The sequence below is a fragment of the Frankia sp. RB5 genome, assembly GCF_059816245.1.
Genome location: NZ_JCBATA010000064.1, coordinates 1 through 16,281 on the forward strand (window position 1 = coordinate 1; position 16,281 = coordinate 16,281).

Consider the following 16,281-nt stretch of genomic DNA (forward strand, 5'->3'; position numbering starts at 1 on the left):
TCCTGAAAAACTGGCGCGTCTTCAGCCGCTTCCGCGGCTGCCCACGCCGGGTCGGCACATTCACCCAAGCCGTCTTCGTCCTGGAACAGGAAGGAATCTAAAAAAACCAACTTTGAAAATGCTCATTGGTGCAGCATTGGGTGATAGTGGCACCCGACTGCCGCAGCAGGTCGAGCGCCCGGAATCCTGGCCGCCCTATCGGCCATCATTCCACCTATGGGAAGAATTTCCGGATGAATTTTCCGGGACTTCCAACTATGATCTGAAGCCTTAGATTCCCCATTCGGGACTCACGTTCCGGCCGTCCCTGAGTCGGTGTAAACAAACGTTATCACACGTTAAATGAGGGCTTTAGGGTTGACTCTCAGCGGTCGTGAGAGCCGGGAATCCACGGTGCGTCGGGATCAAAGCGCGCTTCTTCCATCCCTTCCCGTCGCATAAGAAGCGCCTGTTCCGAGACGGTCAGAGTATGCCGATCGCTGGTCCGCTGCATAAGCCCGCTCCGACCTCCGAACTCGGATGGACCCATCTCTGGACGCGATGGCCTCTCAGGCTGCCCTACCTGCCTGCGGCTGAGGCGACGGTCGGGCGTCTGGCTGGTCAGTCGATCGTCACGACGATCCGATGGGCCACTCGCCCCCGGGGCACCTGAGGCAGGGTGTGGCGTCCAGCCGCCGGCGTCAGGTCGGCTACCGGCGTTCGAAGACCCAGGCGGCGGCGAGGGCGCCGCCGACGACCACGGTGACGAGCAGGATGCCGGCGAGCACGAAGACGCCGACCGTCTTGATCAGGGCGATCGCGATCGGCAGGCCGGCGGCCAGCAGGTACAGGCCGCGGGTACGCACGGGGGTGTTGACGACCGCGTAGACGCGGCGAGGCCCGGAGACGCGGGAGACGCTGAGCTCGTCGGACACCGACGGCATGAGCCGGATCGTGCTCCAGGTCAGCCCGACGAAGGCCAGGGTGAGCACGAGGGCGTAGAGGAAGCCGATGCCGTGCCCGAACGCGTCGAACGACGCGCCAGCCGCGATCACCGTGATGACGAAGGGGATGTACCACGCCGTGGTACGGTCCTGCCGCGCCTGACCGGCGAGGCGGCGGGCCTGGGCGAGGCGATCGCCGCGCCGCCCCCGACCGCCCCGACCGCCCTGGCCGGGATCCGCCGATGCGCCGTAGTAGTTCGCCATGGCCGTCCGACTCCCTCCGCGGGGCTGCCGGCCGGATCCGCACCGCGCGGTGTGAGGCCACGGCAGCCCGCCTCATTGTCCTCCCGCGCGGGCGCCCTGCGGGGACATTCCGGGGTGGACACCACTGTCAGGCCGAGGACATGTCGGATCAGCGGGTTAGCGTGGCCGGCATGTGTCGAAACATCACCGAACTGCGTGGGCTCGAACCGCCGGCGACGGATACGGAGATCGAGGCCGCGGCCCGTCAGTTCGTCCGCAAGGTCAGTGGGGTGCGCCGCCCGTCTGCCACCGTGGACGACGCCGTCGAGGCGGCGGTCGCCGAGGTCACCGCCTCGGTGCACCGCCTGCTCGCGGCGCTGCCCGCCCGCCGCCAGCCGCCGGCGACGCTGCCGCCGCTGCGCCGCCCGGAGGTCCAGGCCCGCCTGCGCGGCACCACCGGCGGTGGCCGGCTTCCTGACCGAGCCGGCTTCCTGACCGAACCGGCTTCCTGACCGAACCGGCTCACTGCGTGGGGCGGCTCCCGAAGCGGGCTGCCTGCGACGCCAGACGGCTCCCGGCAAGGGACGGCTCCCGGCGTCGGAGGGAGGCTCCCGAGGGACGGGTGGGTTGCGGTCAGCGGCGGTCGACGTCGGCGCGGGAGCGGCGCCGACGGTTGCCCGAGTCGACGAGCCGGTCCGGCTGTCGACCGGCGATCGCGTCGGCCCGGTCGGCCTCGACGCTGTCGGCGATCAGCTCCCGGGTCCGGTTCTGCTCCTGGTTGTCGAGGCCGTGCAACAAGCTGTCGAACACGCTCACCTGGTCACTCCAGCCGGTAGCTCCGCGGCGTCGTCTGCCCTTGTAGAATCCCTTCCCCCTCTCGCCCCCATAAAGCACGCCATCTCGCCGAATCTCGCCTCTCGACCGGTATTCACCCCTCTGACCTGCAGTGATATCCGACCTGGACGCCAAGAACGACCGCGTCCACGAGTGTCCGCAGGCCCAGATACGGGAACACTGCGCGACGAGGTGATGGGATGACGGTGACGACACCCCTGCTGGGCCCGCCGACCGACGTCCCGACCCCGTCGCCAGCGGTCGTGGAGCTGCTCGGCTTCCTGCGCGGTCATCTGGACCAGGATCTCGCCTGGCTCGGCCGGCTCGAGTCCGACCGACTCGTGATGCAGGTGCTGGTCGGGGACGCGACGTCGTTCCACCTGCGGCTGGGTTCGACGGTGCTGCGCGACACGAGCATCTACACCCGGGTGCTCGCCGGCGCGCTGCCCCAGCTGATCCCGGACACCACCGCGAATCCCCACACCTCGACGCTCCCGATGGTGCGGGAACTGCGCATCGGCTGCTACGCCACCGTCCCCGTGTTCGACGGCGAGAACCAGCTCTACGGTCTGCTCGGCTGCCTGTCCCACCGGCCCCACCCCGACCTGCGCGACCGCGACGGGCGGTTCCTGGCGATGATGGCGGAGATCCTGCGGGACTCGGTGACGGACCTGCACCGGATGTGGCAGGTACGCAGCCAGGTGTGGCACGAGGTCAGCCAGGTCATCGACCGCGGCGGGCCGGACCTGGTCTTCCAGCCGGTGTTCGACCTGGCCCGGGGCCGGATCGTCGGGGTGGAGGCGCTGTCGCGCTTCCCCGGCGGGGAGCGCGACACCACCCAGTGGTTCGCCGCGGCCGCCGCGGTGGGGCTGACCGTGGAGCTGGAGCTCGCCGCGATCCATCGGGCGCTGGCCGCCCTGCCCCGCATCCGGCCGCCGAGGCGCCTCGCGGTGAACGCCTCGGCGACAACGCTGTCGACCGGTCTCGTCGGCGCGCTCGCCGGCTCCGACGCGCGGCGACTCCTCGTCGAGATCACCGAGCACGAGCGGATCGACGACGCGGCCACCGTCCTGCGCCAGCTCGACGAGCTCCGCAGGCTGGGCGTCCAGTTCGCCGCGGACGACGTCGGCGCCGGCTATGCCGGGCTGGAACGTCTCGTGCAGCTACGTCCGGAAGTCATCAAGATGGACTGCGGGCTCACCCGGGGCATCGAGGCCGACCCGGCGCGCCGGGCGGTCGCGGCCGCGCTCGTACACGTCGCTGACTACATCGGCAGTGACGTCGTCGCCGAAGGGATCGAAACCGCCGGCGCGCTGCGCGCCGCCCAGGAGGCCGGCATCCGCTACGGGCAGGGCGTCCTACTCGCCCCGCCGTCCGCGACGCTGCCGGCGGCCGTCACCGCGTGCGGGTCGTGAACGGGGCTCGGCCGCCCACATGCCCTCCTCGTCCGCCCAGCTGGCGTCGTCGCCCGCGGCGGTGATCCAGGCCCGCTCGCGTTCCGTCCGGGCTGGCCGGCTGGTCCCCCCGACGCCGCCGAGCCGGCCCGGGCGCTCGTCGTGACCGGTCCTGGCCCGGCGGGCGGCGCGGCCTCGCCGCGGTGGGTCGACCACCGCCCGCGAGCTGCCCGGATCCGTCTCGCCGCGGGCGGCGCGCCGGCTGTGCCGGCCGCCGGCCGTCAACAGCCCGTCCGCGGCGTCGACGCCGTCGCCCGCCGCGAGCGCACTGTCCGGTATCGCGGAGTGAGCGCCGGACCGCCCGCGCCGCGTGAGCATGCCGGCGGCGGGCGGGCCGGTCCCGGCCGCCGCGCGGCCGCCCGCCGAGCTGGCGACGAACAGCGGCGCGCTCCTCGCACCGTCTGTCGCCGCGCCGGGACGCGACGCCTGCGCCCGCGGCCGAGCCCCGCGCCTGCTCGTACGGGGCACGGCGATGGTGGCCCGATCGGCGGAGTCGCCAGCGCCGGCGACAGCAGCGGACCCGGCGGCGGCGGACCCGGCGGCGGCCGCCGTCGAGGCGTTCACCGGTAACGCCCCGGCGCGGCTGCGGCCACGGCCGCGGCCCCGCGCCGACGAACCGCCGGCGACGGAGCGTCGCGGCTGGTCCAACCGGACGAGGTGGACGAGGGCCGGCAGCAGCACCACCCGCACGACGACGGCGTCGAGCACCACGCCGACCGACAGCCCCACCCCGAGCAGTTTCATGATCCGGACCTGCTGGGTCGTGAGGGCCACGAACACGGCGACCATCATCATGCTGACACTGAAGACGATGTGGCTGACCTCGGCGTGCCGGCTGCTGATCGCCCGCAACGGGTCCGGCGCGTCGTCCAGCCCGCGCAGCCGGCTGAGCAGGGTCAGGTGCATGCCGATCGCCAGCCCGAACACGATGATCATGATGAGGCCGAGGATGAACGGTTCGATCGGCCCCGGCTCGATGCCGAGATGCCCCAGTCCGCGGCCGTCGCCGAACACCTTCGTGAGCACGCCCAGGGTCGCGGCGAGCGCCAGCAGGCTGGACGCCATCACGGCGATGCTGTGGCGCGGCGAGCGCAGGGCGATCAGCACGGCGAGGCCGAGCACGCCCAGTTCGAGGGCGAGGAAGGCGGGCAGGACCCGGGCGAAGCGGCTGGACATGTCGTCGAACAGTGGGGTCTGCCCGCCGATGTCGACCTTCAGCGCGGTGCCGGCGGTCGCCGCGGGCACCGTCTCGGTGCGCAGCCGGTGCACCAGCTGGCTCACCGCCCCCGAGCGGGGCTCATCGGTGGCCATCACCTGGATCAGGGCGCGGCCGTTGCGGTCGTTGCGCAGGACGAGGAAGGCGCGGGTGACGCCGTCGGCGGTGTCCAGCGCGTTGACCAGGCGCGGCACGGCGGCGGCCTGGGCGGGCGTCATGCCCGACACGGCGGCGATGAGCGGGCCGTTGAGACCGGGGAAGAACCCCTTGCTGATGAGGTCGTAGGCGCGCCGGGTGGTGGTGGACGTCGGGTCGACGCCGTTGTCGCTGCCGCCCAGGCGCAGCCCGGCGACCGGCAGCGCGAGCACCACCAGCAGCAGCACCGCCGCGCCGGCGAACACCTGTGGCCGGCGACCGATCAGGCGGGCCCACCAGGAGCGCAGGCCGGGCCGCACGGGCAGGCCGGTGCCGGTGGCACGCAGCTGGGTGCGCTCGGCCCACACCAGCAGGCCGCGCCCGGCGACGCTGACCGCCGCCGGCAGCAGGGTGGCGACGACGAGGAGGCTGACAGCGGCGGCGGCGAAGCCGGCGAGGGCCAGGCCGTCGAACACGTTGAGCCGCAGCAGGCTGGTGCCGAGCATGACGACGGCGAGCCCCGCGCTGCCGATGAGCGTCGCGCGGCCGGGGTGGCGCATCGCGGCGCGGGCCGCGTCGACCGGGGCGAGACCGGTGCGCAGCCCGCACTGGACGCGGTTGACCACCACGACGGCGGAGCCGAGGCTGAGGCCGAACGCGAGCACGACCGCGACCAGCGGTGCGAGCGGCGTGACGGTCGCCCGGTGCGAGAGCAGCGACACCGCGGACAGGCTCAGCACGGCGGTCACGACGGCGGGAACGGCGCAGACGGCCACCGCCGCCGGCGAGCGCATCGTCAGGCACAGGATGAGCAGGGCGACCGCGGCCGCGATGAGGATCGGCCAGGGCGAGATCGCGCTCTGCACGATCATGGTGGTGCCCGGCCCGGACGCCTCGACCTGCAGGTCGGGGCCGTCGTAGGAGCGCACCGCGGTGATCATCCCGCGGACGGCGGTGAGGTCGGGGGTGGTCGGCGAGCCCTTCATGATGACCGAGATCAGCGCGGTGCTGCCGTCCGCGCTGATCGGCGAGCCGCCGATCGGGATGGCGCCGGCCGGTCCGTAGGGGTCGAGCGCGCCGCTGACGCCGGGCAGTCTGCCGACCTGCGCGATCATGGTCGCGACCCGGGCTCGGACCTCGGGCGCGCGGACGTCGCCCTGGCGCGCCCGCACGACGATGGTCTCCTGGTCGGGCAGGGTTCCGGACGGCAGGACCGTCGCGGCCAGGTCCATCGCCCGCTGCGACTCGGCGCCGGCGACCCCGAGATCCTGGCTGAACCGGGCGCCGCCCTGCTGGGCCACCGCCGCACCGGCGACCAGCGCCACCAGCCACACCGCGACGACCAGCCATCGGTACCGCTGGCACCAGCGGACCAGAAGCGCCACGGGGTCTCCTCGACAAGGCTTGTATACGGCCTTTAGGTGGATTGTCGGTTTCCAGATGCGATCAATCTGGCTCACGGACCGGGGAGCCGTCAACGCGACGTCGCACCGACCGTGCACGAACAGGCACCGTGGTGGTGGGGTACACCACGAGTGCGAGGGCACTAGGGCCGATCGGCGAAACGGCTGGCGACGTGGGGTTCGGGGCGCCGGGCCGGCAGGGTGGGACCACCATCGCGCGCGCCGGGTCCGGCGGATGGCCGCAGGTTGCCAGCCGCGCATGTCCGCCCCGCCCGGGCGTGGCGCGATGGTGATTAGTTGCCATTTCATAGGCCAAAGTACTTTTTCTGGATTTTTTATCAACGAAGCAGCAACGGAGATGTGACGATCGGCGAACATCCCTCCCCCGGCCCACCGGCCTGGTCATGAAAGGACGTCCGATCTCGATGTCGGTCACCGAAACCGTGCAGAACGATCAGGACATTCCGGTCTTCCCGTTCCCGGACACGTTCTCGCCGCGGCAGTCCGGGCAGCTGGCGGACCTCGCCCGGCAGGCCCCGGCGACACGGGTCCGCTTCGGCCCCGGCCAGCTCCCCATCTGGCTGATCCTGCGCTACGCCCCGGCCCGGGCGATGCTCGCCGACCCGCGGTTCTCCCGCACGCGCACCCTCGAGTTCAACCCGCCGCTGACAGCCGGGCAGATCCCCGACCCGAACTCGCTGCTGTGGATGGACCCGCCCGACCACACCCGCCTGCGCCGTCTGGTCAACGCCGGGTTCGCGCACCGCCGCATCGAACGGATGCGCCCCTGGATCGCCGCGACGGCGCGCGCCCGCATCGACGCGATGCTCACCGCCGGCGCCCCCGGCGACCTGCGCGGCCTCGCCTTCCACCTGCCGATCGAGGTCATCTGCCAGCTGCTCGGCGTGCCCGACCTCGACCGGGAGAAGGTGCGGACCTGGAGCGAGTCGCTGTTCCGCTTCCACCTCGACCCGAAGGCCGCCGCCGCCGGCCTCGGCGCGCTCTACGGCTACATGGGCGAACTCGTCCGCTCCCGGCGCGCCGCCGGCGCCGGCCCGTCCACCGGTGCCAGCGCCCGGACTGACGGCGGCGAGCAGCAGCCGGCGGACGCGCCGCGGGGGCTGCTCGACGTCGTCATCGCCGCCTACGACGAGGAGGAGGCCGCCGGCGGGGCGAGCGGCGCGCGGCTCAGTGAGGCGGAGCTGCACTCACTGGCGATGACCCTGCTCATCGGCGGTTTCGAGACCACCGGCGGCGTGATCAGCAACGTGCTGACAACGCTGCTGTCCGACCGGTCCCGGTGGGAGTCGCTGATCGCGCTGGACGCCGACGGCCTGCCGAACGCCGTCGAGGAGCTGCTGCGCTACCACCCGCTGTCGATGACGTTCCCGCGGGTGGCGACCGAGGACGTCGACCTCGGCGGCTTCGTCGTGCGCGCCGGCGAGGTCGCGGTCGTGCCGCTGGCGGCGATGAGCCGTGACCCCGACGTCTTCCCCGACCCCGACCGCATCGACCTGACCCGCGAGCCCGTCCCGAACCTCACCTTCGGCCACGGCCCACACCACTGCATCGGCGCGCACCTGGCTCGCGTCGAGCTGACCGAGGTGCTCACCGCCCTGATCGAGAAGACCCCCGGCCTGCGCCTCACCGTCCCCGCCAAGGATCTGCGCTACGAGCTCAAGGCGCCCATCGGCCGCCCGGAGACCATCCCCGTCACCTGGTAGTCGCCGCCGCGCCACTGCGGATGCGGCGCGGGCGCGGGCCGTCGACGCCCGCGCCGCATCCGACCCGGCGGCACCGTCCCGGCCTCGGTCCTCCCGCGAGCCCGACCTCGCCTACACGGCGCTGACCTGGACCTGCTGCCGGCCGCGACGGCCCGTCATGACCGGCTGACGGCCGCCGTGTCGATGTCAGGCGTCCAGCCGAGGTGGGGGGCGACGGTGGTGGCGATGTCCTCCAACAGGCGCAGGTTCTCCCGCAGGCCGAACGCCGGGGGCAGGAAGGCGATGAACTCGTCGCCGAGCGGGACGCTCGGATCGGCGAGCAGGTCCTCGACGACGGCGGCGGGGCTGCCGTGGTGGACCGGACTCATCGTGAACTGGACGGGCGGCGGCCCCGCGACCGGCGCCAGCGCCCCCTGCGGTCGGGAGGCCGCCGGGCCCTGGGTCCGGCGCTGCTCGTCATAGGCGGCGTACACGCGGGCGAGTTCGGGCGAGGTCGCCGGCAGCACCGAGCGGGCGACCGCGACGGCCGACGGCGCCGTCCCGGTGTAGGCGGCGCGGTAGGCGTCGATGGCGCGGGCGAGTTCGGCGCCGTAGTCGTCGATCTGCCCGCTGAGGATCGTGCTCAGCAGCAGGCGCAGGCCGAGACGCCCGACCCGCTGCGCCGAGGCCACGGAGCCGCCGCCGTACCAGATCCGTCCCGGCAGCGTGGGGCTGGTCGGCCGGACGGAGAGCTCGGTGCCCGCGGGCAGCAGGCCGGCGGGGTCGGTGATCGTGCCGATGGTCTCGCCCCGTACACCGCGCAGGAACGCGGCAAGCCTGCTCAGCGACTGCTCGCGGCCGTCGTTCGGTTCCTGTCCGAACAGCGCGTCAAACCCGCCCTGGCCGGTACCGAGGCCGAGCTGGAGACGGCCGCCGCTGAGCAGGTCGGCGGTGCCGGCCGCCTCGGCCAGCAGCACCGGGTCCTCGTAACGGACGCCGATGATGGCGGTGCCGAGCCCGATGCGTGCGGTGTGCTGGGCGACGGCGGCATGGAAGACCATCGGTGCGGCCAGGTAGTTGTCGAAGTGACGCTGGTAGACCCAGCCGGTGTCGTAGCCGAGCTGTTCGGCGACGCGGAACAGCTCGATGCCGTCGCGCAGCGCCTCGGCGGCGCGCCCGCTGGGAAAGGAGATGCGGGCGTTGAACCCGAGCCGCAGCCGGCGTCCCGGCGTCGCCGACACCGACAGGCTGGGTGACGGCGACAGGCTGGGTGACGGCGACGGGCTGGGTGACGGCGACGGGCTGGGTGACGGCGACAGGCTCGGGGCGGCGGCCGCCGCGGTGGTCACGGAGGCTGCGGACGTCGTCATGGAACGCTCCTTGAGGTCTGGTGGGGGACGCGGGTGGCGGTGTGCTCGCGCCAGGCGGCGTGCAGGTCGGCGTAGCGGCCGGGAACGCGGACGAGCTCGTCGTGGTGACCGTCCTGGACGAGGCGGCCGTCGTCGAAGACGAGGATGCGATCGGCGCGCTCGGCGGTGACCATGCGGTGCGCGATGGAGACGGTCGTGCGGCCGGCGGTCAGGGCGGCGAGGGCCCGCTGCACGCGCACGTCGGTGGCGGGATCGACGCCGCTGGTCGCCTCGTCGAGGACGAGCAGATCGGGGTTGACCAGCGCGGTGCGGGCCAGCGCCACGAGCTGACGTTCCCCCGCGGACAGCCGCTCGCCGCGCACCCCGACGCGGGTGTCGGGCCCGTCGGGCAGGCTGTCCAGCCAAGGGCGCAGGCCGAGCGCCGCGACGATCGCCGCCAGCGCGGCCATGCCCCCGCCATCGCCGTCGTTTCGGTGGGCGAGCAGGATGTTCTCGGCGATGGTGACGTCGAACAGGAACGGATCCTGGGGGACGATCGTGACACGGCGGGCGAACGAGCGGTCCGCGATCCGGCCGGCCGGGACGCCGCACAGCAGAACCTCACCGTCGCGGGGCGCGAGCTCCCGGGTGAGCAGCCGGGCGAAGGTGGTCTTACCCGAGCCGGTCTCGCCGACGACGGCGATGTGCTCACCGGGTGCGATGACCACGTTCAGTCCGCGTAGCACGGGCGGCCCGTCCTCGCCGTAGGCGGCGCTCACCGCGCGTAGCTCGACATCGATCGGACCGGCGGGCAGCGGCAGGGCGCCGGCCCCCTCGACCGCGCCCGCACCGACGGCGCCGGTGGGTGTGACGAGCAGTTCCAGCGCGCGGCGCCCGCCGGCCACCGCGTTCTGGGCCTCGCCGAGCATCTGTACGAGCGTCTGCAGCGGCCGCACGAAGAACGTGACCAGCAGCAGTATCGCGACCAGCTGACCGGCGCTCAGGTGCAGCGCCGGCTCCCACCGGGTGTGGGCACCGGACCAGCGCACGCCGGCGACGACCACGAACGCCGTCATCGTCGAGATGGCGAGCTCACCCACCGAAATGCTGGTGGACAGCGGCAGCAGCACGCGTCGCTGCGCGGCCGCGGCGTCCTCGACGGCGGCGTCGACGGCCGCCCGGGTGCGGGCCTCGGTGGCGGTGGCGCGGATGACGGTGATGCCGGCGACCGCCTCGCCGACCGCGGACGCCAGGTCCGCCATGGCGCGGCGCGCGGCGGTGAACCGGCGGCCGACCACCGCCTGCAGGCGGCGCATGCCGAGGAACAGCAGGCCGGCCAGTCCCAGCACGGGCAGCGCGAGCTGCCAGGATGCGGCCGCGATCAGGCCGGCGGCCAGCACCATCTGGACCGTGCTGACCAGCAGCATGACGCCGCCGTTCTGGACGAAGGTCGTCACCGCGTCCAGGTCGGCGGTGAGGCGGCTGGTGAGGTCGGCGGGGCGCACCGCCGCGGACGTGCCCGGCGCGAGCGCGTGGAGGTGCGCGATCCCGGCGGCACGCATTTCGGCCAGCGCGGCCTCCACTCCCCGGTAGACCCGCAGGTTCAGCCACCAGGACGCCAGCAGCGCGCCGACGGTGGCCGCCGCGCCGACGGCGACGGCGCGCCCGACCACTCCGCCGAGGTCGGAGCCGGGCCGGGACAGTCCATGGTCGAGGGCGTACTGCACCGTCAGGGGGGTGACGATGCGCCCGGCGCCGGCGGCCAGCGCCAGCAGCAGGGTAAGCGGCAGGCCTCGGATCAGCGCCCGCGCCAGCGTCGGCGTGGTCGTGCGGACCAGCCGGAGCAGCTCGCGCGGCGACGTCCGATCCAGGTCGGCGAGGCCGCGCTCAGGCATGGGCCCCACGGGCATCCTGCTGGACGTAGGCGTCGAGGATGTGCCGGTAGTCGGGTTCGGCGGCGTGCAGCGCGGCGTGGGTGCCGGTGGCCACGAGCCGCCCGCCGCGCAGGAACGCGACCCGGTCGGCGATCAGGACGGAACTCGGCCGGCCGCCGACGATCAGGATGCTCACCTGGCCGCGCAGACGTGCCACCGTGTCGAGCACGCCCCGCTCCACCGCCGGGTCGAGTGCGGAGGTGGCGTCGTCGAGCAGCAGCGCGCGGGGGTCGCGCAGCAGGGCTCGGGCCAGGCACAGCCGCTGGCGCTGCCCGCCGGACAGGCGGGCGCCGCGTTCCCCGACGCGGGTGTCGAGGCCGTCGGGCAGCGCGCGCACCACGTCGGCGGCGCCGGCGGCGGCCAGCGCGCGCCAGATCTCCGGCTCGGTGTAGGGGCGCCGTTCGCGCGGATGACCCTGGAGCTGGAGGTTGTCGCGGACGCTGGCGGCGAACAGCCATGCGGTCTGGGGGACGACGCCGACATGCGCGCTGATCTCGCCTCGGGCGAGATCAGCCGCATCGACACCGTCGATTTCGACGCTGCCCTCGGTGGGGTCCGTGAGGCCGCCGAGCAGGTCGACGAGGGTGCTCTTGCCCGCGCCGGTGGCACCGACGAGGGCGAGGATCTCCCCGGCCCGGACGTCGAGGTCGATGCCGGCGAGCAGCCGGGTGTCGCCGCGCACCAGCCCGAGGCGGCGGGCCCGCAGGGCGAGCGGGCCGGAGCCGGTGAGGGTGGCGGCGCCGCGCTCGACGACCTCGGCGCGGGCCAGCACCTCGCCTGCCCGGGCGCGGCCGGCGGCCGACACCGGCAGCATCCCCAGGAAGCGGCTGATCACGCTGAGTGGGATCGCGATGGTGAGCAGCAGGTAGACGATCTCGACGAGCGCGCCGACGCTGAGCGCACCGGCCTGCACCCGCTGTGCCCCCACGGCGAGCACCGCGAGGATCGCGAGGGCCGGCAGCAGCTCCAGCAGAGGGTCGAACAGGGAGCTGACGGCGCCCATCGACGTGGTGGCCGCGCGCAGGCGGTCCGCGGCGGCGCCGATGCGGACCCGCTCCCGGTCGGCGACACCGAGCGTGCGCACGACCTGCCCGCCCTCGACGCTTTCCAGGGCGAGCGCGGCGAACTCGCCGCGGCGGCGCGCGGCGAGAGCCGCCCGGTCGGCGAGCAGCCGCTGGTAGAGCAGGTTCAGGCCGAGGACGGCGGCGACGAGAACGAGGCCGACCAGCCCGAACGCCGTGTCACGCAGGAACATCTCGGTCGTCGTCACGACCAGCATGATCGCCATGCCGGCGGCGAAGTAGAACATGACCATCGGCAGCCACAGGGCCTCGACGTCGGTGACGGCGGTCGCGACGAGGCGCCCGGGCGGGTGGCGGCGATGCCAGGACAGGTCGAGGTCCAGGTAGCGACGGGCGAGGGCCCGGCGGATCCGCGCCTGGGAGCCGTACTGCACGTGCCCGGTGGCCACGCCGCGCACGACGATCGTGATCCAGCGCAGCAGGGAGACGCCGAGGATCGCGCCCGCCGCGGCCCACCAGGTGCCGGCCGGGACGGGTTGGCCGGCGAGAGCGGGAATGATCAGATGGTCGGTGGCCCAGCCGATCGCCGCGGCGCCGAGGACCATGGTGATCCCGTTCACGACGCCTGCGACGGTGGCGAACAGCGCCGGTCGCCCGTGGGCGCGGGACCCGTCCACCATGGTCGCCAGCCCCGCCCACAGCGAGCTGTCCCCCCTGCGGACCCCGTCCCCGCAGCCGCGCCCTCGTGCCGCCATCAGGTCCTGGCCACAGCGATGTCGACGGCCGGGGCCGCGGGGGGCGGAGGCGGGGGCGGGGCGGGTTCGGACATGCGGACGTTCCCTTCGGGCAGGGCAGGACACGGTGGGCGTGGTCGTGGAGATGGGTGGGTGGCCGGTGAGGCTCGAAGCGCGCGGGGCCGCGGCCACACCTGCCGAGGAGGCCGAGGAGCGGGCGTCAGCCCTGGCGGCGCGCGGACGCGCTCAGAAGGCGCGAGGACAGCGGGCGGAGACGAGGATCCCGAAATCCAGGAAGAGCCGGCGGGTCAACGTCCGCCGTGGGAGCGGCACGGGCTCCAGGCGGCGGTGCGGACTGCCTGCCACGTCCCCAGCCTGCGGGGAGACCCTTTGGCTGTCCAGCGCCGATTCGTGATCGATCCGATAACGAGACGCAATCAGTTACCGCCATGTGCGCGCGCTCGCCGCGCGGCGTACCTCTGCCCGCGCCTCGCCCTGCGGCTGCTCCCGGCAGGCGACCACCAACGCTGAATTCGCTGTGGATCGCCGGTGATAGATCCGAGGATCGGGGTACAGAAAGGCCACGACAGTACCGGCTGACGTGAGACGAAGAAGAGGAGCTCCCATGACCAGGCCGACGCATTCGGTGGACGACGCCGGTACGCAGCGGATCCCTGTGCCCCAGCCGGCCGATCAGCCCTACGGCCAGCCCTACCGCGAGCCGAATCCCCCGGCGGACACGCCGCGATACGGCGCGGACCCGAACCCCGCGACCAGCCACGGCGGCTTTGTGCCCTACCCGGACAATGGCATGGCGGAAATGCAGTACGGCCGCCCGCCGCGGCCCGCCGGCCCGGGTGTGGAGCCTTCCGGTGTCCGCACCCTGTGGATTCTGGCGTTCGTGTTCTCGGCGGTGGCGCTGCTGGTGCCCTTCGTCGGGTTCGCGGCCATCGCCTGCGGCGCGGTGGCCTGGGGCAAGGGCAGCCGCCGCGGCAGGCTCGCCACGTTCGTCGCCATCGCCGCGACGATCGCCGGCTGGGTGATCGGCGCCCTGGTCTACCTGTCCTGACCACCCCCGGATCAGGACAGGCCGGGACCCCGGTGCCGCACCGCGGACTCCCCCACCCGCGGTGCGGCGCCGGGGTCCCACTCGTCACCCGATCCGGTGGGCGAGATCGTCGTTCCAGAGCCGGTCGAGATCCGCGGGACACAGCCCGTACCCGGTGAACCGCTCAACGACAACCAGGCCGATGGCCCTCCGGTCGCGCCAGCTCGCAAGGTCCAGACCGGCGAGACAGGGCGCGATGTCCGGCCCGATCTCCTCTCCGGTCGGGAAGTCCATGCCCAGTTCACCCGCGGCGAGGATCCGGCCGTCGCGGGCGAGCGACAGCCGGGCCATCGCCTTCACGTTCCAGAACATGCTGGCCGCGGGCCCGAGCCGGGAAAGTGTCGCGAGTGTCTCCGGCTGGCTGCCGGCGAACCCGTTCTCCTCGATGACGACCACAGCCCCCGCCTCCGGCACCGCGAGCGCGGCGAGCCAACCGTCCCGGTCGACCTCGTCCATCAGCGATCGCAGCGAGCGCGCCCGCGCCGGGTCCGCGCCGAAGGCGCGCACGACCTCGTCCCGGTCGGCCCCGGAGACGACGGTGACCGTCGCGCCCTCGTGCAGCACGGAACGGGGCCCGACGACGAACCGGTAGCGCGCCTCGGGCGGCAGGGCCGGCTCCGACTCGCCGCGCAGCCGATGCCCGAGCCGGTCGGTACCGCGCAGCACCCGCGCCGGCGCGGGTGGCGCGGGCCAGACCCACAGCTCGTGGGACTCATCGACGTCCGCCTCATCGCGGCGGCGGGCGAGGGCGCGCAGCCGGTAGTCGCCCGGCCAGGGCGGCCCCTGCCCCAGCAGGTGCGGCATACCGGCCGGACCGCGCAGTGAGGCGAATCCCGCGTCGGCATACCAGCTGACCTCGACGATCTCGTCCCAGTGCCGCTCCAGTTCGGCGAGCGATGACGCCGGCGGCGGCTCCGCCAGGACCCGCAGCGTCACCCGCACCTCACCCTCCGCCCTGCCGCTGCGTACCACCACCCCGCCCGGGACGGCCGCGACCAGCCCCGTCTCGGCGAACAGCGCAGGGTCGTCGAAGGGCCCAGAGTCGACGTCGGGCGTGCCAGGTGCCGGCAGCGCGCGCTCGACCAGCCCGAAGCGGTGCTCCTGAACGAGGACGCGCCCGGAGCACATGTGCGGCCAGGGGTAATCGTCGCGACGGCGGGCGAGCAGCGCCTCGGCGTTCCCTACCGGCATCGCCACGCTGCTCAGGTACAGCGCGGCGGCGCCGAGGCCCACGCCGACCACCGCCGCGGTGGAGGCTGGCGGCCGCTCGTCGCCTCGCAGCACCGCGGCAGCGGCGGCCACCCCCAGCGCGACGAACCCAGCCCCTCGCCGTCCCGCGAGCTCCTCCTCTCGCCGCGCTGTGCCTGCCGCGTCCGCCACACCGTCCGGACGCGCACCCACCGGGCCTGTGCTCGCCAGGCCGGTGCTCGCCCGACGCCGACTCGCCGAGGGAGGGCTCGCCGGATAGGGACTGACCGGCGCCGGTTCGGCGGCGGCCAGCGCCGAGCGGACGTCCGGATGCTCCGCCAGCATCGATACCAGAGCGGCAACCACATCACTGGCTCCCGGGCACAGCTGCTCGAGCAGCTGCACCGCGGGCGCCGCCTCCCCCTCGATACCGGCCCCGCCCCGGCTCATGTCCGCGCTCACCGCACGCGCGACCACCTGGCGCGCGGGCGCCGGACCCAGCACCCCCGGATGCGCCACCTCGGGCAGCGCGTCGACGGCGACCTCCAGGGCACCGAGCACCCGGTCCGTGATCGCCGGCGCCAGGGAATGCAGCATCTCCAGCACCCGGGAATCCCCCGGCAACGGCCAGGTGCGACGGACGTTGTAGATCCGCCCCGGCACGAAAGAGCTCCTCTCGGGATCCGCCCAGGGCCCCGGGGGCCCCTCGTACACCGTGCCGACCACCGACGCTCGGCTCCGGCCGGATCGACGGTCCAGGCCGTAGCCCGATCCGGCATCGGCGCCCGCGACGGAACCGGCGCTGGTCGTGGGATCCGGAGCACGCAGGCGCCCCAGTCGCGCCGCGACCGCAGCCGGTACCAGCCCCGCAAGCCCTGCCACCATCTCCCCGACCGGCCCCGCCACCGCCTCGACCAGATCGGCGGGCACCACAGCCGCCGACGCCGCGGGCTGGCCGAGGGGCCCCCTCGACACCTCGGCCGGCATCGCTCCCGGGCCCCGCGCTGGCGGCGCCCCTGGGACCGGGCCCCGTCC

12 protein-coding genes are annotated in these 16,281 nt (G+C 73.7%); 5 read left to right on the forward strand and 7 right to left on the reverse strand.

The features are described from left to right. Nucleotides 1–274 (forward strand): hypothetical protein (locus tag AC6EXY_RS26400; protein ID WP_499818387.1); only part of this gene is annotated, 274 nt, incomplete at its 5' end. A 415-nt stretch (nt 275–689) separates the two neighbouring features. Here AC6EXY_RS26400 and AC6EXY_RS26405 read toward each other — a convergent pair. Beyond that, nucleotides 690–1,187 (reverse strand): hypothetical protein, encoded by a 498-nt coding sequence (locus tag AC6EXY_RS26405; protein WP_101832848.1) that lies wholly within the window; start codon nt 1,185–1,187, stop codon nt 690–692. Nucleotides 1,188–1,357: 170 nt separating this feature from the next. Here AC6EXY_RS26405 and AC6EXY_RS26410 point away from each other — a divergent pair, with 170 nt between their 5' ends. Continuing rightward, entirely contained in the window at nt 1,358–1,678 is a 321-nt protein-coding gene (locus AC6EXY_RS26410; RefSeq protein WP_499818388.1) for a DUF2277 domain-containing protein, read from the forward strand. 121 nt (nt 1,679–1,799) lie between these two features. Here AC6EXY_RS26410 and AC6EXY_RS26415 read toward each other — a convergent pair whose 3' ends face one another. Further along, entirely contained in the window at nt 1,800–1,982 is a 183-nt protein-coding gene (locus tag AC6EXY_RS26415) for a hypothetical protein (RefSeq protein ID WP_101832850.1), read from the reverse strand. Nucleotides 1,983–2,200: 218 nt separating this feature from the next. On the opposite strand from AC6EXY_RS26415, the gene AC6EXY_RS26420 reads away from it, so the two are divergent. Continuing rightward, nucleotides 2,201–3,415, forward strand: coding sequence for a sensor domain-containing phosphodiesterase (locus tag AC6EXY_RS26420; RefSeq protein ID WP_101832851.1), 1,215 nt, complete (start codon nt 2,201–2,203; stop codon nt 3,413–3,415). Here AC6EXY_RS26420 and AC6EXY_RS26425 read toward each other — a convergent pair. Then, a complete protein-coding gene (locus AC6EXY_RS26425) occupies nt 3,359–6,190 on the reverse strand; it encodes an MMPL family transporter (protein ID WP_499818389.1) in 2,832 nt (943 codons plus the stop codon). The two genes, AC6EXY_RS26420 and AC6EXY_RS26425, sit on opposite strands and share 57 nt — an antisense overlap. A gap of 443 nt (nt 6,191–6,633) precedes the next feature. Between AC6EXY_RS26425 and AC6EXY_RS26430 the strand changes: the two genes are divergently transcribed. Beyond that, nucleotides 6,634–7,932: a cytochrome P450 gene (locus AC6EXY_RS26430; protein WP_101832853.1), complete on the forward strand. Its 1,299-nt coding sequence runs from the start codon at nt 6,634–6,636 to the stop codon at nt 7,930–7,932. 155 nt (nt 7,933–8,087) lie between these two features. Here the strand turns inward: AC6EXY_RS26430 and AC6EXY_RS26435 are convergent, their stop codons facing one another. From AC6EXY_RS26435 to AC6EXY_RS26445, 3 genes are read right to left on the reverse strand one after another with little or no spacing between them, the layout of a single operon-like run. Further along, complete coding sequence (locus AC6EXY_RS26435) at nt 8,088–9,281, reverse strand: LLM class flavin-dependent oxidoreductase (RefSeq protein ID WP_499818390.1); 1,194 nt, start codon at nt 9,279–9,281, stop codon at nt 8,088–8,090. Continuing rightward, entirely contained in the window at nt 9,278–11,155 is a 1,878-nt protein-coding gene (locus AC6EXY_RS26440) for an ABC transporter ATP-binding protein (protein ID WP_101832861.1), read from the reverse strand. Before AC6EXY_RS26440 ends, AC6EXY_RS26435 begins: the two co-directional genes overlap by 4 nt. Next, nucleotides 11,148–12,971, reverse strand: a complete 1,824-nt coding sequence (locus AC6EXY_RS26445; RefSeq protein ID WP_499818391.1) for an ABC transporter ATP-binding protein — start codon at nt 12,969–12,971, stop codon at nt 11,148–11,150. Before AC6EXY_RS26445 ends, AC6EXY_RS26440 begins: the two co-directional genes overlap by 8 nt. Before the next feature lie 604 nt (nt 12,972–13,575). Between AC6EXY_RS26445 and AC6EXY_RS26450 the strand changes: the two genes are divergently transcribed. Further along, nucleotides 13,576–14,019 carry a hypothetical protein gene (locus tag AC6EXY_RS26450; RefSeq protein ID WP_101835516.1) on the forward strand — a complete coding sequence of 148 codons (444 nt, stop codon included), beginning with the start codon at nt 13,576–13,578 and terminating at the stop codon, nt 14,017–14,019. An 84-nt stretch (nt 14,020–14,103) separates the two neighbouring features. Here AC6EXY_RS26450 and AC6EXY_RS26455 read toward each other — a convergent pair whose 3' ends face one another. Further along, on the reverse strand, nt 14,104–16,221 hold the full coding sequence (locus tag AC6EXY_RS26455) for a DUF6461 domain-containing protein (RefSeq protein WP_499818392.1): 2,118 nt from the start codon (nt 16,219–16,221) through the stop codon (nt 14,104–14,106). Between the last annotated feature and the right edge of the window lie 60 nt (nt 16,222–16,281).

Coding starts and splice junctions, on each gene's coding strand:
- AC6EXY_RS26440 (WP_101832861.1), bottom strand. CDS start 11,155: ATGCCTGAGCGCGGCCTCGCCGACCTGGATCGGACGTCGCCGCGCGAG.
- AC6EXY_RS26405 (WP_101832848.1), bottom strand. CDS start 1,187: ATGGCGAACTACTACGGCGCATCGGCGGATCCCGGCCAGGGCGGTCGG.
- AC6EXY_RS26420 (WP_101832851.1), top strand. CDS start 2,201: ATGACGGTGACGACACCCCTGCTGGGCCCGCCGACCGACGTCCCGACC.
- AC6EXY_RS26435 (WP_499818390.1), bottom strand. CDS start 9,281: ATGACGACGTCCGCAGCCTCCGTGACCACCGCGGCGGCCGCCGCCCCG.
- AC6EXY_RS26410 (WP_499818388.1), top strand. CDS start 1,358: ATGTGTCGAAACATCACCGAACTGCGTGGGCTCGAACCGCCGGCGACG.
- AC6EXY_RS26445 (WP_499818391.1), bottom strand. CDS start 12,971: ATGGCGGCACGAGGGCGCGGCTGCGGGGACGGGGTCCGCAGGGGGGAC.
- AC6EXY_RS26430 (WP_101832853.1), top strand. CDS start 6,634: ATGTCGGTCACCGAAACCGTGCAGAACGATCAGGACATTCCGGTCTTC.
- AC6EXY_RS26450 (WP_101835516.1), top strand. CDS start 13,576: ATGACCAGGCCGACGCATTCGGTGGACGACGCCGGTACGCAGCGGATC.